19 protein-coding genes and 1 pseudogene are annotated in these 17,656 nt (G+C 59.7%); 14 read left to right on the top strand and 6 right to left on the bottom strand.

Annotation, left to right across the window (positions count from 1 at the left end; translation table 11 throughout):
* Nucleotides 1-14: 14 nt before the first annotated feature.
* The 8 genes from M2433_RS03260 to M2433_RS03225 are packed head-to-tail and all read left to right on the top strand — an operon-like array spanning nt 15 to nt 5,886.
* Nucleotides 15-449, top strand: a complete 435-nt coding sequence (locus tag M2433_RS03260; RefSeq protein ID WP_429052819.1) for a nuclear transport factor 2 family protein — start codon at nt 15-17, stop codon at nt 447-449.
* A complete protein-coding gene (locus M2433_RS03255; protein WP_429052818.1) occupies nt 446-1,165 on the top strand; it encodes an SDR family NAD(P)-dependent oxidoreductase in 720 nt (239 codons plus the stop codon). Before M2433_RS03260 ends, M2433_RS03255 begins: the two co-directional genes overlap by 4 nt.
* The gene (locus M2433_RS03250; RefSeq protein WP_429052817.1) at nt 1,162-2,421 is read left to right on the top strand and encodes an NAD(P)/FAD-dependent oxidoreductase; all 1,260 of its coding nucleotides are present in this window, start codon (nt 1,162-1,164) and stop codon (nt 2,419-2,421) included. The genes M2433_RS03255 and M2433_RS03250 overlap by 4 nt, the downstream gene beginning before the upstream one ends.
* Before the next feature lies 1 nt (nt 2,422).
* Nucleotides 2,423-3,145, top strand: a complete 723-nt coding sequence (locus tag M2433_RS03245) for a DUF1365 domain-containing protein (protein WP_429052816.1) — start codon at nt 2,423-2,425, stop codon at nt 3,143-3,145.
* Nucleotides 3,142-4,362 (top strand): class I SAM-dependent methyltransferase, encoded by a 1,221-nt coding sequence (locus tag M2433_RS03240; protein WP_429052815.1) that lies wholly within the window; start codon nt 3,142-3,144, stop codon nt 4,360-4,362. The genes M2433_RS03245 and M2433_RS03240 overlap by 4 nt, the downstream gene beginning before the upstream one ends.
* A complete protein-coding gene (locus tag M2433_RS03235) occupies nt 4,359-4,844 on the top strand; it encodes a DUF2878 domain-containing protein (protein WP_429052814.1) in 486 nt (161 codons plus the stop codon). The genes M2433_RS03240 and M2433_RS03235 overlap by 4 nt, the downstream gene beginning before the upstream one ends.
* The gene (locus M2433_RS03230) at nt 4,841-5,362 is read left to right on the top strand and encodes a hypothetical protein (RefSeq protein ID WP_429052813.1); all 522 of its coding nucleotides are present in this window, start codon (nt 4,841-4,843) and stop codon (nt 5,360-5,362) included. The genes M2433_RS03235 and M2433_RS03230 overlap by 4 nt, the downstream gene beginning before the upstream one ends.
* Nucleotides 5,359-5,886, top strand: coding sequence for a DUF3833 domain-containing protein (locus M2433_RS03225; RefSeq protein WP_429052812.1), 528 nt, complete (start codon nt 5,359-5,361; stop codon nt 5,884-5,886). The genes M2433_RS03230 and M2433_RS03225 overlap by 4 nt, the downstream gene beginning before the upstream one ends.
* A 47-nt stretch (nt 5,887-5,933) precedes the next feature.
* On the opposite strand, the gene M2433_RS03220 is transcribed toward M2433_RS03225, so the two are convergent.
* Nucleotides 5,934-6,422 (bottom strand): DMT family transporter, encoded by a 489-nt coding sequence (locus M2433_RS03220; protein WP_429052811.1) that lies wholly within the window; start codon nt 6,420-6,422, stop codon nt 5,934-5,936.
* Between the two features lie 3 nt (nt 6,423-6,425).
* On the bottom strand, nt 6,426-6,860 hold the full coding sequence (locus tag M2433_RS03215; protein WP_429052810.1) for a DMT family transporter: 435 nt from the start codon (nt 6,858-6,860) through the stop codon (nt 6,426-6,428).
* Nucleotides 6,861-6,955: 95 nt separating this feature from the next.
* Here M2433_RS03215 and M2433_RS03210 point away from each other — a divergent pair, with 95 nt between their 5' ends.
* Together M2433_RS03210 and M2433_RS03205 are read left to right on the top strand one after the other, a co-directional pair.
* Entirely contained in the window at nt 6,956-7,897 is a 942-nt protein-coding gene (locus M2433_RS03210) for a LysR substrate-binding domain-containing protein (RefSeq protein WP_429052809.1), read from the top strand.
* 52 nt (nt 7,898-7,949) lie between these two features.
* The gene (locus tag M2433_RS03205) at nt 7,950-8,891 is read left to right on the top strand and encodes a LysR family transcriptional regulator (protein WP_223563396.1); all 942 of its coding nucleotides are present in this window, start codon (nt 7,950-7,952) and stop codon (nt 8,889-8,891) included.
* Here M2433_RS03205 and M2433_RS03200 read toward each other — a convergent pair.
* Nucleotides 8,888-9,946, bottom strand: coding sequence for an ABC transporter substrate-binding protein (locus M2433_RS03200; RefSeq protein WP_429052808.1), 1,059 nt, complete (start codon nt 9,944-9,946; stop codon nt 8,888-8,890). The genes M2433_RS03205 and M2433_RS03200 overlap by 4 nt on opposite strands.
* A gap of 221 nt (nt 9,947-10,167) precedes the next feature.
* On the opposite strand from M2433_RS03200, the gene M2433_RS03195 reads away from it, so the two are divergent.
* The 3 genes and pseudogenes from M2433_RS03195 (at nt 10,168) to M2433_RS03185 (ending at nt 14,297) form a co-directional block, all read left to right on the top strand.
* The gene (locus tag M2433_RS03195) at nt 10,168-11,736 is read left to right on the top strand and encodes an ABC transporter permease (protein WP_429052807.1); all 1,569 of its coding nucleotides are present in this window, start codon (nt 10,168-10,170) and stop codon (nt 11,734-11,736) included.
* Entirely contained in the window at nt 11,733-12,476 is a 744-nt protein-coding gene (locus M2433_RS03190) for an ABC transporter ATP-binding protein (protein ID WP_429052806.1), read from the top strand. Before M2433_RS03195 ends, M2433_RS03190 begins: the two co-directional genes overlap by 4 nt.
* A 23-nt stretch (nt 12,477-12,499) precedes the next feature.
* A pseudogene (locus tag M2433_RS03185) lies at nt 12,500-14,297 on the top strand (aryl-sulfate sulfotransferase).
* Between the two features lie 47 nt (nt 14,298-14,344).
* Here the strand turns inward: M2433_RS03185 and M2433_RS03180 are convergent.
* The 3 genes from M2433_RS03180 to M2433_RS03170 form a co-directional block, all read right to left on the bottom strand.
* The gene (locus M2433_RS03180) at nt 14,345-15,376 is read right to left on the bottom strand and encodes a methionine synthase (RefSeq protein ID WP_063429734.1); all 1,032 of its coding nucleotides are present in this window, start codon (nt 15,374-15,376) and stop codon (nt 14,345-14,347) included.
* A gap of 22 nt (nt 15,377-15,398) precedes the next feature.
* Nucleotides 15,399-16,373: a DUF1852 domain-containing protein gene (locus M2433_RS03175; protein WP_429052804.1), complete on the bottom strand. Its 975-nt coding sequence runs from the start codon at nt 16,371-16,373 to the stop codon at nt 15,399-15,401.
* 141 nt (nt 16,374-16,514) lie between these two features.
* On the bottom strand, nt 16,515-16,973 hold the full coding sequence (locus M2433_RS03170; protein ID WP_429052803.1) for a GNAT family N-acetyltransferase: 459 nt from the start codon (nt 16,971-16,973) through the stop codon (nt 16,515-16,517).
* 139 nt (nt 16,974-17,112) lie between these two features.
* On the opposite strand from M2433_RS03170, the gene M2433_RS03165 reads away from it, so the two are divergent.
* Entirely contained in the window at nt 17,113-17,652 is a 540-nt protein-coding gene (locus M2433_RS03165; RefSeq protein ID WP_023327414.1) for a DUF2058 domain-containing protein, read from the top strand.
* Nucleotides 17,653-17,656 lie beyond the last annotated feature (4 nt).

The raw sequence follows: 17,656 nt of genomic DNA, 5'->3' as shown, positions 1-17,656 counted from the left end.
CCAGGATGTGACCCATGAGCACTTTGCCCTCTGTCGTGAGTCGGTTTGTTGAATACTACACCGCACTGGATAGCCAGCCGCCGTCTGCGCTGGCGGGGCTTTATCATTCAAATGCCACGCTTATCGACCCGTTTGGCGAGCATGAGGGGGTTTTCGCGCTTCAGCGCTACTTCACCCATCTGCTGGCTAACGTCGAGCATTGCCGTTTTACCATCGATCCGCCGTTGTGCAGCGACAGCCGTTTTGCTGTGACCTGGGTGATGCACTGGTCGCACCCGCGCATTGCCGGGGGAGAGCCGCTCGAACTGCCGGGGTGTTCAGTGGTGGAGACGGAAAACGATCTCATCACGCGCCAGCGGGACTACTACGATGCGGGAGAGATGATCTACGAACACCTCCCTCTGCTTGGCTGGGCGGTTCGCGGCGTGAAGCGGAGGGTCAAATCATGAAGACGGTGCTGATTACCGGGGCAAGCTCGGGCATCGGTGCCGGGCTGGCGAAATCCTATTCCGCTGACGGCTACCATGTGATTGCCTGCGGGCGCGATCCGGCACGCCTGGAAGCCCTGCATCAAACCTGCCCCAATCTCACCGTTCGCCTGTTCGATATGACAGACAGGGACGCCTGTCGCCAGGCTTTAACCGGCAGCTATGCCGATCTGATTATTCTCTGTGCCGGGACCTGCGAATACCTCGAGCAGGGCGTGGTGGACGCGGCGCTGGTGGAGCGGGTGATGGCGACGAATTTCCTCGGCCCGGTTAATTGCCTTGAGGCGCTGCAGCCGCAGCTGGTTGCGGGCAACCGCGTGGTCCTGGTGAGTTCGATGGCCCACTGGCTGCCTTTTCCCCGCGCGGAGGCCTACGGCGCGTCCAAGGCGGCGCTGAGCTGGTTTGCCGAGAGCCTGCGCCTGGACTGGGAGCCAAAAGGGATTACCGTCACGGTTGTCTCGCCGGGCTTTGTGGATACGCCCCTGACGCAAAAAAACGATTTTGCCATGCCGGGCAGGGTGAGCGTTGACGAGGCGGTCAGGGCGATCCGTATCGGGCTGGCGGCAGGGAGAATGCACATTGCGTTTCCTGCCGGGTTTGGCTTCATTTTGCGGCTGCTCTCCGGGCTGCCCGCGTTTTTGCAGCGCGCGCTGCTGCGCAGGATGGTGCGCTCATGAAGATTGCGATTATCGGCAGCGGCATCGCCGGGCTGACCTGCGCCTGGCGGCTGGCCGGGCACCATCAGGTGACCCTGTTTGAAGCGGGACCCGTACCCGGTGGCCATACCGCAACGGTTGACGTGACGACGCCGCAGGGCACCTATGCAATCGATACCGGGTTTATCGTCTACAACGACCGCACCTACCCGCGCTTTATGGGCCTGCTCAGCGAGCTGGGCATCAGCGGGCAAAAAACGCAGATGAGCTTTTCGGTGCACAATCCCGCAACCGGGCTTGAGTACAACGGTCACACCCTGACGTCGCTGTTTGCCCAGCGCCGGAACCTGGTGAATCCGGCATTCTGGCGGCTGCTTGGCGAGATTGTCCGCTTCAATCGCCTGGCGAAACAGGCGCTAGGCGGGGAGGTGGACCCGAACGCCACGCTGCAGACGTTTCTGGACCAGCATGGCTTCACGCCGTTTTTTGCGCGCCACTACATTTTGCCAATGGGGGCCGCCATCTGGTCATCGTCACTGCAGGAGATGAAGCGTTTCCCGCTGCCGCTCTTTTTACGCTTCTTTGACCATCACGGCCTGCTGGATATCACCCATCGCCCGCAGTGGTACGTCGTCCCGGGTGGCTCGCGGGAGTACATCCGCGCGATGCTGGACAAACTGGGAGACCGCCTGACGCTGCACCTCAACGCGCCGGTTCAGCGTGTGGAACGCCATGCGGACGGCGTCGCCCTCCAGCTCGATGAGGCCAGCCATACCTTCGACCAGGTGATTTTTGCCTGCCACTCCGCCCAGGCGCTGGCCATGCTTGACGATCCAACCGCTGCAGAGCGCGAGGTGCTGGGCGATATTGGCTGGCAGCGCAACGAGGTGGTGTTGCACAGCGATCCGCGCTGGCTGCCGGTGCGCCAGCGGGCGTGGGCCAGCTGGAACTACCGTCTCAGCGATCGGGAGCAGGCCAGCGCCTGCGTCACCTACAACATGAATATTCTGCAGGGGCTGCCTGCGGGCAGCCCGCTGTTCTGCGTCACCCTCAACCCGGAAACGCCGGTGGATGAACGCTTCGTCTGGCAACGCTTTGTCTATGAACATCCGCTGTTTAACCCGCAAAGCTGGCGGGCGCAGGCGCGCCGCGGGGAGATCAACGGCCAGCGGCGGAGCTGGTTCTGCGGGGCCTGGTGGTACAACGGTTTTCATGAAGACGGCGTGCGCAGCGCGCTGGACGTGGTCAATGCGATAGCGGCCGGAGGGGGAAACTGAGATGAACAGCTGCCTCTACCACGGCGTGTTACGCCACCGCCGCCTCCAGCCGAAACCCCACGAATTCAGCTACAGCGTCTTTATGGCCTGGCTGGATCTGGATGAACTGCCGCTGCTGGTCTCCGTTGGCGTGCGCCGCAATCGCTTTGCTGCCGCTTCGTTCCACGACGCGGACTATCCGCTCGGCGCGCCGCTTAAGGAGAACGCGCTGAGCAGGCTGGAGAGCCTGACCGGCGAACGTCCGGACGGGCGGGTTATGCTCCTGACGCAGTTGCGCTATTTCGGATTTCATTTTAATCCGGTCAACTTTTACTACTGCTATGACGGGAAGGGAACCCTGCGCTGGGTGCTGGCTGAGGTTCGCAACACGCCGTGGAATGAACGTCATTACTATGCCGTCAACGGGGTGGATGCGCAGCCCACGGAAAAAGCGTTTCACGTTTCCCCTTTCAACCCGATGGACATGGTCTACCACTGGCGCTTCAACAACCCGGACAACACGCTACATATGCACATTGAAAATCATCAGGAAGCGAAGGTGTTTGACGCCACGCTGGCCCTGCGCAGGTCGCCTCTGACACGTCCGGCGCTGCGCTCGCTGCTGCTGCGCATTCCGCTGATGACTCTGAAAACCGTTTTCGCCATTTACTGGCAGGCGCTGCGCCTGTGGCTCAAGCGCGTGCCGCTGCATAACCATCCCGTCAGCAGGAGTGAACGCTCATGACCGATCCCGTCTTTGCGCTAGAACCCGATGTCCCGCGCAACGTCCGCATCGCGCGCTGGCTGCTTTTCAGGCTGTTAAGCGGCATCCGCGGCGGCTCGCTCACGCTGCGAGAAGGGGCGCAGACCTTTCATTTTGGCGAGGCATCCTCCGCGCTGCACGCCGACGTGCAGATCCTCTCGCCCGGCGTCTACTGGCGCGTCCTGACGGGCGGCAGCCTGGCCGCGGCAGAAGCCTGGATGGACGGCGAATGGGAAACCGCGCATCTTACGCCGCTGCTGGAACTGCTGGCGCTCAACGGCGAGGTGCTTGGCCGTCTGGAAAAAGGGTTCCGCCTGCTCGGCAGGCCGCTGGAGCGGCTGCGCCACTGGACCCGGCGAAACTCACGGGCGCAGGCGCGCGAAAATATTGCGGCCCATTACGATCTGGGCAACACCTTTTATAGCCACTTTCTGGATAAAGAGCTGCTCTACTCCAGCGCGCTGTTTACCGCTGACGAGCAGGATCTCGCGGCGGCCCAGCAGGCCAAAATGGCGCGCCTGTGTGAACAGCTGGCGCTGAGCCCGGGCGATCACCTGCTGGAAATCGGTACCGGCTGGGGCGCGATGGCGGAATACGCGGCCCGTCATTATGGCTGCCGGGTGACCACCACTACGCTCTCGCAGGAGCAGTACGTCTGGGCGACGGAGCGGATTGTCCGCGCCGGGCTGCAGGATCGGGTCGAGGTGCTGCTCTGCGACTATCGCGACCTCACCGGGCAGTACGACAAGCTGGTCTCGATTGAGATGATCGAAGCCGTCGGGCAGCGCTATCTGCCCACGTTCTTCCGCACCTGCCAGGCGCGGCTGCGTCCGGGAGGACGGATGGCAATTCAGGCCATCACTATTCAGGACCAGCGCTATCGCGACTACAGCAAAAGCGTCGATTTTATCCAGCGCTACATTTTCCCCGGCGGCTTTTTGCCAAGCATTACCGCGATGAATGAGCTGATGACGCGCCACACCGACTTCGTGGTGCGCAATCTCTTCGACATGGGGCCGGACTACGCCCGCACGCTCGCTCACTGGCGGCAGCGTTTTGTTCATGCCTGGCAGGAGATCGAAAAGCTCGGCTTCGATGAGCGGTTCCGCCGGATGTGGCTGTACTACTTTGGCTACTGCGAAGCCGGGTTTAACGCCCGCACCATAAGCGTGGTGCAGCTGACCGCCGAGCGCGTATGAAACGATATCTTCAGGTCTTTCTGCTGGCCGTCGCGTTCGATCTGTACTGGGCGCTGGTGGTGCTCTTTCGCGAAAAGGGCCTGATTATCTGGCTCGCGCTGGCGATCCTGGCGTGTCTGCTCTTGCCGTCTGTATACCGTTTTTACGCTATCGGGCTGGCTGCGGCGGGCAGTTTGCTGGATACGCTCTGGGCCCTGACGGGACTGATTGCCTTCACGGGCGAGTCTCTTATGCCGCTATGGATGGTGGCATTGTGGCTGATGTTCGCCACCGTCTGGACGCAGCTAACGCGCACCACCACGTTGCCCGGCTGGCTGCTGACCCTGCTGGCCGCCGTGGGAGGCCCGGTGGCATACCTGATTGGCGAGCGGCTGAATGCCATCACATTTCTGGAGCCGACCTTCATCGTCGTCAGCTGGATGGTGCCGGGCTGGCTGGTGCTGATGCTGTTTTTCCACCTGCTGATGGGGAGACAAAAATGAGAGCTGCGATTTTGCTGCTTTGGCTGATCGCCATGCCCGCGGCCCAGGCCGCCGACTGGCTCGCCTGGCGCAAGGTGGGGGACGCCACGCTCACCTGGGGGCCGTTCACCGTCTATACCTCTCAGCTGCTTACGCCCGACGGGCGTTATGGTCAAGAGAACCCGAATCAGGCGCTGATTATTACCTACGCCCGCGACATCGATCGCGATGATCTGGTCGAGGCGACCCGCGACCAGTGGCAGGCGCAGGGGATCCTGGCGCAGGAGCCGCAAAGCGAAGCCTGGCTGCGGATGCTCCAGTCGCTGTGGCCGGATGTCCGGCCTGGCTCGCAGCTGGCGTTTGTTCTCAATGATAAGCAGGGGCAGTTCTGGTATCGCGATCCGACTCTTCAGAAAACATTTACTCCCCTGGGACCACGCCAGTCAGAAGCGTTCAGTACACGTTTTCTGGCCATCTGGCTCGATCCCCGCACGCAATATCCTGAGCTGCGTCAGCAGTTAATCGGAGGCCAAAAATGAAACGTATTCTGACCCTGGCGCTGGCGTTTACGATGCTGCTGGCAGGCTGTAGCACCGAGGTGAGCGAGTATCGCCAGCAGCAGCCGCGGCTGGATATCTTCCACTATTTCCAGGGCAAAACCGAAGCGTGGGGTATGGTGCAGGATCGCAGCGGTAAACAGATCCGCCGCTTTCACGTGGAGATTGCCGGGGACGTTATCGGCGATACGCTGACGCTCAATGAGCACTTTGTTTACGACGACGGCGAGAAGCAGCAGCGGGTATGGCATATCCGTCGCGTGGGGAACGATCGCTACGAGGGAACGGCAGGGGATATTGAAGGCGTTGCCACGGGGCAGGCAGCGGGCAACGCCTTTAACTGGCATTACAGCATGAACGTAAAAGCCAGCGGGAGCACCTGGCTACTGAAGTTTGACGACTGGATGTACCTGCAGGATGAGACCCATCTGTTTAATAAAACCGAGATGAAGAAATTTGGCGTCACCGTCGCCACGGTGACGCTGTTCTTTACAAAGTTGCAGTGAACGTAAAGTGATCGGAATGACCATCACTGCGGTATGTTCCCCTCACCCTAACCCTCTCCCCGAAGGGGCGAGGGGATGTCCGTGCTCGCTGAGCGGGCTTTACTGCCCGAGTAAATAAAAACAAGCGCAATACCCAGGCAGACAATCGCCCCCAGGCGGCTCGCCGAAAACGGAATGGCCGTATTCCCCAGCCAGCCAAAGTTATCAATCAGCATACTCATGGTGAGCTGGCCGAAGATCACCGCCACCGTGGAGACGGCGGTGCCGATGCGCTGTACGGCGAGGACCATTATCACGATATAGGGCACGCCAAACATTGCGCCGAGAAGCTGCCATTTCGGCACGTCCAGCAGCGTGACGGCCTGCTTAGGCTCAAAGAAGAAAATGAGCAGGGCGGTCACCAGCGCGCCGACGGAAAACGTCAGAAACGCGCTTTTAAAAACGCCCACGCTGCTGCCGAGCTGTCCGTTGATTGCGGCCTGAATGCTCAGCGTCGCGCCGCCGCAAACGGCGAGAAAAATCATAATCAGCGTCATACGTTACCCCTGTGCGACCAGAACCAGTGCCGCAATGATGAATCCCAGAGCGATAATGCGCTTCGCGTTTATCCTCCTGTGCGGTGCGCCGAGCAGACCGTAGTGGTCAATGATCAGGCTTTTAAAAACCTGGCCGGCCAGAATGCCGATCATGGTCATGGCGATGCCGATGGCGGGTGTCGCCACGGTCAGGATGACCACGTAAACAGGGCCAAGCACGCCGCCGAGCAGTTGCCAGGACGGCTGTGTAAAAAATGATGGACTGTTGCGCGGGCTGAAAAACAGCATCAGCAGAAACGTCAGCGCGGCACCGACGCCGAAGATGCTGAACGTCGCCCATAAATCTCCGACTTCGCCGCCCAGCGGCCCCAGCAATCCCGCCTCGACCGAGAGGCCCATCCCGCCAGCGATCACCAGTAAAATCAAAACAAACTGCATTCTTCTTCCTCCGTTTTCAGGCGAAGAAGATTACGTCGCGAGCCTGGTGAGAAAAATGCCATAATGCTGGAAACACCTTTGCAGGATTTGCATTAATGGTCGACGCCAGCAACATCAGCATCCGCGCGCTGCTGATCTTTATTGACGTGTATGAAGCACAGAACTTCTCCGCTGTGGCGCGGCGGCAGGGGATATCGGCCTCGCAGATATCGCGCGTGATCCACCAGCTTGAGGATGCGCTCGGGCAACAGCTTTTCTACCGCAATACGCGGGCCGTCATCCCCACGGAAAGCGGCCATCTTTTTATTCGCTATGCCCGGTCGATGGCGGAAAACCTGGAAGAAGCGCGACGTGACCTGGACGCGCGCGCGGCGGAGCCGTCCGGCGCGATCCGCATTAACGGACCGGTGTTTTTCGGCCAGAAGCACATTGCCCCCGGTCTTCCCGGCCTCTCGGAACGCTATCCGCGCCTGAGCGTAGAGCTGACGCTGACCGATGATTTTATCGATCCGCACCGCGATGCCGCCGACGTTATCTTCCGGATTGGCGTGCTGACGGACTCCTCGCTTCACGCGCGGGTGTTCGGGCAGCAGGTGTATCACCTGGCCGCGTCGCCAGACTACGTGCGTAAGTACGGTGCGCCTGAAGGGCCGGACGAGCTGAACCGCCATCGCTGTCTGGTGTATCGCGGATCGTCAGGGCCTAACCGCTGGCTGCTGCGCAGAGCGGGCGAGGCGTGGACACACTATCCCGTGACGCCGTTGATGACCTCGAATAATGCGGAAGCGTTACTGGCCGCGGCGCTGGGCGGGATGGGGATTGTGCTGTTTCCTGACTGGCTGGTGAGCGAGCAGCTCCAGCGCGGCGAGCTGATTCCGCTCCTGCCCGCGCTGGAGTGCGCCATTAATACGGAACAGCAGGCAATCGCGGCGATCTATCCCGATGCCCGACATCCGCCCCTGAACGTCAGGGCGGTGATTGATTATTATGTCGAGCGCTTTGGCACGCCGCCGTACTGGCAAGCCGGGATTGCGTGACGGGTCCGGCATCCAGTAGTGTTAAGGGATATCAACAGAGGATGATTCGGCCATGCACCTTGATTTTCGCCAACTTCGCAACTTTGTCGCGCTGGTTGAATACGGCAGTTTTAACCGGGCGGCAGAGGCGGTTTGCCTCTCGCAGTCCGCATTTAGCCGTAGCATTCAGGCGCTGGAGCAGAGCGTGGGGCATCCTTTATTCGATCGCCAGAGCAAGCTTCCCACCCTGACGCTGCACGGACAAACGCTGCTTCCTTATGCTCGCCGCTTTCAGGCCCTGAACGTTGAGCTAAGCAGCCAGATGCGCGAGGCGGAGGAGGCGCTCACCGGCGAGGTGATGTTCGGCTGCGGCCCGGCACCGTCGGCGCGGCTGATCCCCGCCGCGGTGGGGGCATTCCACCGCAGCATGCCCCAGGCGAAGGTAAGGTTTCAGGTTGATAACTGGTTTGCCCTCCATCAGGCGCTGACCTCTCGCCACTATCCGTTCGTCGTCGCCGACAGCTGGCAGGCCGAACTCGATCCACAGCTTCGCGTTCAGCCGCTGAGCCCGCAGCGCTGCTTCTTTATCTGCCACGCCGATCACCCGCTGGCGAAGGAGGGACCCGTCTCCGTCCAGACCATGCTCCGCTATCCGTTTGCCGCACCCTATTTGCCGCCCGGCGTGCGCAAAGTGCTGGCAACCCTGAGCGAGCAGCAGGATTTTTCGCCGGCAATTCAGTGTGACCACATTTACGCGCTGCTTTCTACGCTGGCCCATACGCACGCCGTCAGCTTTGCCAGCGAGGACGGCTTTGCGCTGTGCCAGCAGAGCCACCGCCTGGTCAAGCTGGAGCTCAGCGATCTGCCGGAAGAGTGGCGCCTGATGCAGACCCGGTTTGGGATTATCTCCCCGGTTCATGCAACTCAGCCGCCGCTGGTCGAGAAGATGATCGACATTATTCTCCACGTTGACCGCCAGCACGCGCTTCAGCTGCTGGCGCAGGAGGAGGTTTAGCGCGGTTGTCCTTCGGCATCGTACTGCGGCCAGCGGGCTTCCAGCTTCAGCGCGATGAGCGCCTGTTCGACGAATTTTCCCTCGGCCCACGCTCGGGCATCAGACGCGCTACGGATCAGGCGAGACGCCTGCGCCTGTTCAACGCTGTGGCTGACGCTGTCCGTCAGGAACGGGTCGATGCGCGGAGAGGTGGTAAAGTTAAGGTCATCGGGGCGCAGCTCTTCCAGGAAGAGCGCCTGGGGGATCTGGCTTTGCTGCGCCATTTCAGCCGACCAGGCGTTGCGGCTGGACGGCTCGCTTATCTCAGCAGCATTTTTCACCAGAACGTCGACGATCTGTTGGGTAGCCTGTGGCCACGCGTCGATAAAGCGCTGCGTACCAAGCAGCGCAGCCTGCGTCGTATTCTGGCGGCCAGCGTCGCCGCTTCTGGCCACCACGTCTATTTTCTCGCCGCGTAAGGCAAGAAGCGATACGCCGCCCCAGACGGCATCCACGCGGCCAGCGGCCAGCGCCGCCTTACCGGCGTTCCAGTCGAGATTAATTACCTGCAGGCTGCGTTCCGTAAGCCCCGCCGTGCGCAGGGCGCGGTCAAACGCCAGCTGATCCGCCGTGCCGCGATAGACCGCGACCCGTTTCCCCTTCAGGTCTCCCAGAGTGCGAATGCCCGAGGCTCGGGTCACCGCCAGGTAGGATTCTGACCCGCGGCTGCCGAGCAGCAGGCGCGTCGGAAGGCCGTTTGCCTTTCCGATAATAGCCGCAAGATCCCCCAGCCAGGCAAAATCAAGCTGCTGGTTAGCCAGCGCCTCATTCACCGCCGGTCCCGCGCCCTTGAAGAACTGCCATTCAACGCTAACGCCCTGAGGTTTAAACACGTCCTCCAGCTGATGGCGCATATACGCCATGCCGAGCGGGCCTCCGATAAAGGGTTTACTGCCTGCGCTCTGGTCCGGTACGCCGATACGTATGGTGCGCAGCGGGTCGGCGCTGGCGTTCGCCGTCAGCACCATCACGGCTGCCAGCGCCAGCAGGGTGCGGTTGATAAAAGCTTTCATCATAACGAGTGACTCCTGTTGTTTTTTCTCACCCTAAAGACCTCGTCGCCCGACTGTTAAATGCTTTTAGTGGAAAAGGACAGGTGAAAAAAAGCTAAATCAGCGTCCGTGCACCCGGCAGGTTCACATGCATTTGTTGCATCGGGATTATTCGCGTAACGCAATGACGACGGGCCGTAAGAGGGGTTTTGATAGCGGCATGGCTCGTTAATCAGTGAACCGCTATGTCGCAAATGATTTTAAAAACTACACCTTCCGGCAGGCCGAGGATCCGGCTCAACGGCTGGCCGTGGCTCATGCCTGCGTTACTTCTGCTGTTGTGGTACGTCGCCGCGTATGCGCGGTGGATGCCTGAACAAATTCTGCCCGCCCCCGGCGTGGTGGCTGACACGGCGCTAGCGCTTCTGCGCGGCGATCTGCTGGCGCAGTGGGCCTTCAGCCTGCAGCATCTGGCGCTCGGCCTGCTGCTGGGGGCGATCATCGGTACCGTGCTGGGCGCGCTGTTTGGTCTGGTACCCGGCGTGGCCCGTCGCGTGGAGCCGCTCTTTTATGCGCTGGCGCAGATCCCGACGCTGGGCTGGATCCCTCTGTTTATGGTGCTCTTCGGGATTGATAACGGCCTGAAGCTGGCGGTCATCATCAAAAGCACGATTGTGCCACTGACCCTCAATACGCAGCAGGCGGTGGCGAGCGTGCCCGAGGCGCTGAGCGAGGCTGGAAAAGTGATGCACTTTTCCCGCTGGCAGCGCCTGCGCTGGCTGGTGATCCCGGCAAGCCTGCCGGGCTGGTTTACCGGCCTCAGGCTGGCGCTTTCGCAGGCATGGGTATCGCTGATTGTGGTTGAACTGCTGGCTTCCTCGGAGGGCATTGGCTACCTGATGGTCTGGGGACGTCAGCTGTTCCAGCTGGATATTGTCTTTGTGACCATTGCCGTCGTCGGCATGAGCGGCATGGTAATGGATTGGGCGGCCAGCCGTGTCGGTTCGCGCCTGGTGTTCTGGCCCCAGCCTGCCGTCGGGCGGCTTGCCTGGAAGCCGCAGGCCAGCTGGCAGGCGCTTCAGCTGCCTGCCGCGCTGCTGGTGCTCTGGCAGGCCGCAAGCCAGTGGGGCTGGATTGATGCCGCGCTGTTTTCATCTCCGCGGGCGGTTGTCGCGCGTTTTGTGCAGGGCGCGACGAGCGGAGAGCTGGCGTCAGCCATGCTGGCGAGCCTGGAGCGCACCGTTGTTGGCGGTGCCGTGGGGATAGCCGCGGGACTTTTTTGCGGCCTGCTGCTGGCCCTGCGCCCGCGCGCCGGTGAGATCGTCACCCCGACGCTCAACGTCCTGCGCCATATTGCCCTGTTCGCCTGGCTGCCGCTTCTGACCGCGTGGGTCGGTAATGATAGCGGCGGGAAAACGGTGTTTATTGCCCTGGCCTCATTTTTCCCAATGTTCTTTAACACCCTGCAGGCCGTCCTTCAGCGTAATCCGCATCTGGACGAGGTGGCCCGGGTGCTGCGCTTAAGCGGGCTGACGCGTCTGCGCACGTTGATTCTGCCCGGCGCAGCGCCCGGTATTTTTGCCGGTCTTCGGCTGGCGCTGATTTACGCCTGGCTTGGCAATATTGGCGCGGAATATTTCATGTCCTCCGGGACCGGGATTGGCAGCCTGATGATCAATGCCCAGCAGCTGCTGGACATGCCCACCATCCTCTGCGGCATGGTGCTCGTTGGAATTACCGGCGCAGCGCTGGATAAAGCCGGACGTTTACTGGAAATCCGCGCCACCCGCTGGCGCATACAGGAGCCATCATGAGCAACACGCCTTTGGTCTCGTTTCAGCAGGTGCGTAAATCCTGGCAGCAGGTAACCGCCGTGCAGAACTTTAGTCTTGATATCGCCGCCGGTGAGCTGGTCGCGCTGGTAGGAAGCAGCGGCTGCGGAAAGTCGACCCTGCTGCGGATGCTGATTGGCCTTGAACCCACCACGCAGGGTGAGATCCGCGTCAACGGCGAGCGGGTGTGCGGCGTGGGGAAGGCGCGCGGCATGGTCTTTCAGGAGCCCCGCCTGTTCCCCTGGCTGCGCGTCATTGACAACGTCATGCTGGGCCTGGCGGATGAAAAACTCAGCCGTGCAGCCAGGCGCCAGCGCGCAGAGGAGATGCTGGCGCGCGTGCAGCTTGCTGAATTTGCCAACGCACTCCCCGCGCAGCTCTCTGGCGGCATGGCCCAGCGCGTGGCCATTGCGCGAGGCCTGGTGGCGCGCCCGCAGATACTGATGCTGGACGAGCCTTTTGGCGCGCTGGATGCGCTGACGCGCCACACCCTGCAGCAGGAGCTGTTGCATATCCACCAGAGTGAAGGCACCACCACGCTGCTGGTCACTCACGACGTTGAGGAGGCGGTAGCGCTGGCGGACAGGATCGTGGTGCTTTCCCCACGCCCCGGACGCATACGCGACGTGGTTAGCCTGGCGCTGCCTCATCCTCGCCAGCGTGACGAGGCTGCCTTCACGGCAGCCTGTCGCCAGATACGAAACCTGATTACCTCATCCTGACCATTCAATTAAGGAGTAATAACATGGGACATCCTTCCGTCTTTCCCACCGGCGCAACGCTGTACGATCCGGCGCGCGCCTGGAGCGGCTATACGCTTTTTCAGGCCACTGAACACGGTGCCGTACTGGTGGACATGAACGGCACGGTAGTGCGGGAATGGCCAGAGCTGCACGGTTTTCCGAACAAGATCTTGCCCGGAGGGGCTATCCTCGGGCACAGCGGCGAACGCGACCCGCGCTACGGAATGCAGGACATGCTTGACCTGATTCAGGTGGACTGGGAGGGGAACGTCACCTGGAAATTTGACCGCTACGAAAAAATCGGCGATCCGGGCCACGAGCCGCGCTGGATGGCGAGGGCGCATCATGACTATCAGCGCGCGGGCAATCCGGTTGGCTATTATGCGCCGGGGCTGGAGCCGCAGGTCGACGGGGGGAATACGCTGATCCTCGCCCATACCAATCTGGTTAACGAGGCAATTTCAGACAAGGTCCTGCTGGATGACACCATCATCGAAGTTGACTGGCAGGGTAACGTGGTGTGGGAGTGGCGCTGCAGCGACCATTTCCACGAGCTGGGCTTCGACGACGCGGCGAAAACCGCGCTTTACAATAACCCGAACATGCGCGCCAGCGGCGGCGGAATGGGCGACTGGATGCATATCAACTCGATGTCGGCGCTCGGGCCGAACAGATGGTATGACGCAGGAGATGAACGCTTCCATCCCGACAACATTATCTGGGATGCGCGCGAATCCAACATCATCGCCATTGTTGATAAGCGTAGCGGCCGCATCGTCTGGCAGCTGGGGCCCGATTACAGCAAGCCGGAGCTGAAACACATCGGCTGGATAATCGGACAGCATCACGCCCATATGATCCCCCACGGCCTGCCCGGGGCGGGTAATATCCTGATTTTTGATAACGGCGGCTGGGCCGGGTACGGCGCGCCAAACCCGGCCTCGGCGGACGGCGTAAAAAACGCCTGGCGAGATTATTCGCGGATCCTGGAAATCAACCCGGTCACGCTGGACATCGAGTGGCGCTACTCGCCGTACGAGGCAAACTTGCCTCAGCCGACCGATTCCTACCGATTCTACAGCCCGTACATCAGCAATATGCAGCGCCTGGAAAACGGGAATACCTTGATTAACGAAGGATCAAACGGACGGATCTTTGAGGTGACGCGCGATCATGAAATCGTCTGGGAGTATATCTCTCCCTGGTGGGGAAAAACGCTGAACAACAATATGGTGTACCGCGCGTACCGTATTCCCTACGCCTGGATCCCGCAGCTGAGCCAGCCGGCTGAGACGCCGATTGAGCCGGTGGACGTGCGAGCGCTGCGACAGCCGGGTGCGGCGGCTGCGGGCCCGGCGCAAAGCGTGGTTCGGGTCGCCGGGGTGCAGCCCTACAGTAAAGGTGCCGATGCGCTGTGCGTCGCGACGGATAACGATACGCTTCTTCGCAGTCCGAAGCTGTTCCGCGTGGCGGAGAGCCGGTTCAGGCCGGTTCAGGCCGGTTCAGGATGAAAGCGCGCTGGAACATGAGGGGACGGTGCTGCTGTTTGTCGGCGCAGAACGCTGCGTACATTGCCGAAAACTCTGGCATATTCTGGCTCAGGAGGCGGTCATCCCGCTGACCGACGGGCTTGATACACGCTATCTTGACGCTGACCTGAACCCGGCGCTGGCCACCCGACTCGGCGTGCGCGGCCTGCCTGCGCTGCTGGCGCTCAGGGGAGGGCATGAGATATCGCGGGCGCCAGCGCATCTGACTTCAGAAAACGTACAGGGCTGGCTGAAAGATCTTTTTGCATGACGGCTCTCCGGGCGAGGCCGTTAACGCCTCACCCGGAAACCGGACGCTTATTTCGCCAGAATTTCCTGTCTGACGATCTCCGCGCCCGCGCTTAAGGCTCTCAGCTTGCCGTTAGCGACCTCGCGGGAGAGGGGAGCCATGCCGCAGTTCGTTGACGGATAAAGCTTGTCGGCGTCGACAAACTGCAGCGCTTTGCGCAGCGTATCGGCCACTTCCTCCGGCGTTTCGACGGCGTTGGTTGCCACGTCGATCGCCCCGACCATCACTTTTTTACCGCGGATCAGCTCCAGCAGATCCATCGGCACGCGGGAGTTGTGGCACTCCAGGGAGATGATGTCGATGTTAGAGGTCTGCAGCTTAGGGAAGGCCTCTTCATACTGTCGCCACTCTGAGCCGAGCGTCTTTTTCCAGTCGGTGTTGGCCTTGATGCCGTATCCGTAGCAGATGTGTACCGCGGTTTCGCATTTCAGCCCTTCGATGGCGCGCTCCAGCGCGGCGATGCCCCAGTCGTTGACCTCGTCAAAGAAGACGTTAAACGCCGGCTCATCAAACTGGATAATATCGACGCCTGCGGCCTCTAATTCTCTTGCTTCCTGATTGAGGATTTTGGCGAATTCCCAGGCCAGCTTTTCGCGGCTTTTGTAATGCGCGTCGTAAAGGGTGTCGATCATGGTCATGGGCCCCGGCAGGGCCCACTTAATCGGCTTATCCGTAAGCTGGCGCAGGTATTTTGCATCGTCCACGAAGACCGGTTTCTGCCTTGCGACGGCAGAGACCACGGTCGGCACGCTGGCGTCATAGCGGTTACGAATGCGCACCGTCTGGCGGTTCTCAAAATCAACGCCGCTCAGGTGTTCAATAAAGGTGGTGACGAAGTGCTGGCGGGTCTGTTCCCCGTCGCTGACGATATCGATACCCGCACGGATTTGCTCATCCAGGGACAGGCGCAGCGCATCCTGTTTACCCGCCAGTAATTCCCGATCCTGTAATTTCCAGGGGGACCAGAGCGTTTCAGGTTGTGCAAGCCAGGTCGGCTTAGGCAGGCTGCCAGCGGTAGAAGTCGGGAGCAATGTTTTCATAATAAAAGACCTTTTTGATGTATTAAAGCGTGTAGTTATCAGACCACTGCTCAAGAATGTGTTTGTAAGGCTTGATGAAGTACTCTTCGGTAAATCGACCCTGTTCAATCGCCAGGCGGCTTCGCTCTTCACGGTCATACACAATTTTTGTGAATGAGTGATCCTGCTGGTTCAGATCCGGTCGATAGCACAGCCCCGCCGCCGAGTTAGCGTTATAAATCTCCGGGCGATAGATTTTCTGGAACGTTTCCATCGTGCTGATGGTGCCGATCAGTTCCAGATCGGTGTAATCACTCAGTAAATCCCCGGTGTAGAAGAACGCGAAAGGCGCCACGCTGTTCTCCGGCATGAAATAGCGCACGCTCAGGCCCATCTTCGCGAAGTACTGTTCCGTTAAGGATTCACCCTCAGGCTGATACTCAATGCCGAGAATGGGGTGCTGGTTGCCCGTGCGGCGATAGGTATCTTTGCTGGAGACGCTCAGGCAGATCACCGGCGCTTTTCTGAAGTTCTCTTTGTATTCAGGTGACTTCACAAAGTGGCGGAAAATATTGCCGTGCAGTTCGCCAAACTTTTCCGGAATGCTGAAGTGCTGCTGGTTCTTGTTGTGCTCCAGCAGCAGCACGCTGAAATCGTAATCCCGCACGTAAGACGAGAAGTTATTCCCGACGATACCTTGAATACGCTGGTTGTTTTTTTTGTCGACAATATAGGTTTGCAGTATCTCGATGGCCGGGAACGGTTTTTCCGCGCCAATGTTCAGGTCGACCGAAATAATTTCAAGCTCAACCGCGTAGCGATCGGCATTGGGGTTATCCCAGCGCGCCAGGGCGTTAAAGCGGTTATTGATCATCACCAGCGTGTTGCGCAGGTTTTCCTGACGCTTTTCCCCGCGCGCCAGGTTGGCAAAGTTGGTGGTCGTACGCGTATTTTCTGACGGGTTGTAATTCTCATCGAAGCAACTGCGCTTAAGGGTATATGTGAAAGCTTTGCTCATTGTGGTTATGCATCCTAAGTTCATGTTGCTAAGAAGTTACCGATGCATAATTTATGCCTGAGCCCGCGGCGCAGGGGAAGTGACTTAATTTCAACGCAACATGAGCGAACTTCATGATGTTGATCACATATTCTGACCGCGTTAGATCATCATGAATTTTTTAGCGAAACAAACGGCTTCGTGCCTGCCGATGTAGGGTCCGTAGTTGTCGATTACGCTGTAGCCATTTCGCTCATAGAAATTCACGGCGCGCCTGTTCACTTTTCGTGTTTCAAGCCAGATTTCACCGTAGCCTAAACGTTGCGCAGAGGCTTCAAGGAAAGCCAGTAATGCCTGACCAATACCGGGTTCGCTTCCGTCGGAGTACATTCGCTTAAGTTCGGCAACCTGCCCGGAGATCGGGCGCAATGCCGCACATCCCACGGCGTCACCTTTGGCGTTTTTAGCGACAACCCACAGCGTGCGTTCGGCCGCCATCGCGTCGACGTTAAAATGTCGCGTACCGCCATCCCCGGTAATTGCCGCCAGTTCTGATGACAGATTTTCAATGAGGCGTTGGGATTCGGGCGCGTACAGGTCGGCGGCTATAATCGTTATCATGGGTGTTTCCCGTGTGCTTTATTTGGCAGCAGCCAAATTATCAGACAGTTAAGGTGCGCTGTCCTATGTTTTACTTATGTTTCGGCACGGGCTTAATGACGGTATAATCCCCAAAATTTCCAACCGGTTTAGAAAGATCATGACAAAACTCACCTTACAAGAGCAGATGCTCAAAGCGGGCCTGGTCAGCAGCAAAAAGGCGGCGAAGGTTCAGCGCACGGCAAAGAAATCACGCGTTCAGGCACGTGAAGCTCGGGAAGCGGTAGAAGAAAACAAGAAAGCGCAGATCGAGCGCGACAAGCTGCTGAGCGAGCAGCAGAAGCAGGCCGTGCTGGCGAAAGAGTTTAAGGCGCAGGTGAAGCAGCTGATTGAGATGAACCGCATCACCGTCTCAAGGGGCAACATCACCTTTAACTTCACCGACGGTAATCTGATCAAAAAAATTGAGGTCGACAAGCAAACCCAGGCTCAGCTTATCAACGGCCGTCTGGCGATTGCCCGCCTGGTCATCAACGCCAGCGGCGACTGTGAATACGCGATTATCCCGGCGGTGGTGGCGGACAAAATTGCCCAGCGCGATGCCGACAGCATCGTATTAAACAGCGCGCTCAGCCAGGAAGAGCAGGACGAGGACGATCCGTACGCGGATTTCAAAATCCCGGACGATTTGATGTGGTAATCCC

This window comes from Enterobacter sp. AC1 (assembly GCF_050434705.1).
In the GTDB taxonomy this organism is placed as follows: Bacteria; Pseudomonadota; Gammaproteobacteria; order Enterobacterales; family Enterobacteriaceae; genus Enterobacter; species Enterobacter cloacae_L.
This window is presented reverse-complemented; position numbering and strand designations above follow the sequence as displayed.

Coding starts and splice junctions, on each gene's coding strand:
- M2433_RS03240 (WP_429052815.1), top strand. CDS start 3,142: ATGACCGATCCCGTCTTTGCGCTAGAACCCGATGTCCCGCGCAACGTC.
- M2433_RS03175 (WP_429052804.1), bottom strand. CDS start 16,373: ATGAGCAAAGCTTTCACATATACCCTTAAGCGCAGTTGCTTCGATGAG.
- M2433_RS03180 (WP_063429734.1), bottom strand. CDS start 15,376: ATGAAAACATTGCTCCCGACTTCTACCGCTGGCAGCCTGCCTAAGCCG.
- M2433_RS03230 (WP_429052813.1), top strand. CDS start 4,841: ATGAGAGCTGCGATTTTGCTGCTTTGGCTGATCGCCATGCCCGCGGCC.
- M2433_RS03235 (WP_429052814.1), top strand. CDS start 4,359: ATGAAACGATATCTTCAGGTCTTTCTGCTGGCCGTCGCGTTCGATCTG.
- M2433_RS03225 (WP_429052812.1), top strand. CDS start 5,359: ATGAAACGTATTCTGACCCTGGCGCTGGCGTTTACGATGCTGCTGGCA.
- M2433_RS03220 (WP_429052811.1), bottom strand. CDS start 6,422: ATGACGCTGATTATGATTTTTCTCGCCGTTTGCGGCGGCGCGACGCTG.
- M2433_RS03190 (WP_429052806.1), top strand. CDS start 11,733: ATGAGCAACACGCCTTTGGTCTCGTTTCAGCAGGTGCGTAAATCCTGG.
- M2433_RS03255 (WP_429052818.1), top strand. CDS start 446: ATGAAGACGGTGCTGATTACCGGGGCAAGCTCGGGCATCGGTGCCGGG.
- M2433_RS03165 (WP_023327414.1), top strand. CDS start 17,113: ATGACAAAACTCACCTTACAAGAGCAGATGCTCAAAGCGGGCCTGGTC.
- M2433_RS03245 (WP_429052816.1), top strand. CDS start 2,423: ATGAACAGCTGCCTCTACCACGGCGTGTTACGCCACCGCCGCCTCCAG.
- M2433_RS03170 (WP_429052803.1), bottom strand. CDS start 16,973: ATGATAACGATTATAGCCGCCGACCTGTACGCGCCCGAATCCCAACGC.
- M2433_RS03250 (WP_429052817.1), top strand. CDS start 1,162: ATGAAGATTGCGATTATCGGCAGCGGCATCGCCGGGCTGACCTGCGCC.
- M2433_RS03260 (WP_429052819.1), top strand. CDS start 15: ATGAGCACTTTGCCCTCTGTCGTGAGTCGGTTTGTTGAATACTACACC.
- M2433_RS03215 (WP_429052810.1), bottom strand. CDS start 6,860: ATGCAGTTTGTTTTGATTTTACTGGTGATCGCTGGCGGGATGGGCCTC.
- M2433_RS03210 (WP_429052809.1), top strand. CDS start 6,956: ATGGTCGACGCCAGCAACATCAGCATCCGCGCGCTGCTGATCTTTATT.
- M2433_RS03205 (WP_223563396.1), top strand. CDS start 7,950: ATGCACCTTGATTTTCGCCAACTTCGCAACTTTGTCGCGCTGGTTGAA.
- M2433_RS03200 (WP_429052808.1), bottom strand. CDS start 9,946: ATGATGAAAGCTTTTATCAACCGCACCCTGCTGGCGCTGGCAGCCGTG.
- M2433_RS03195 (WP_429052807.1), top strand. CDS start 10,168: ATGTCGCAAATGATTTTAAAAACTACACCTTCCGGCAGGCCGAGGATC.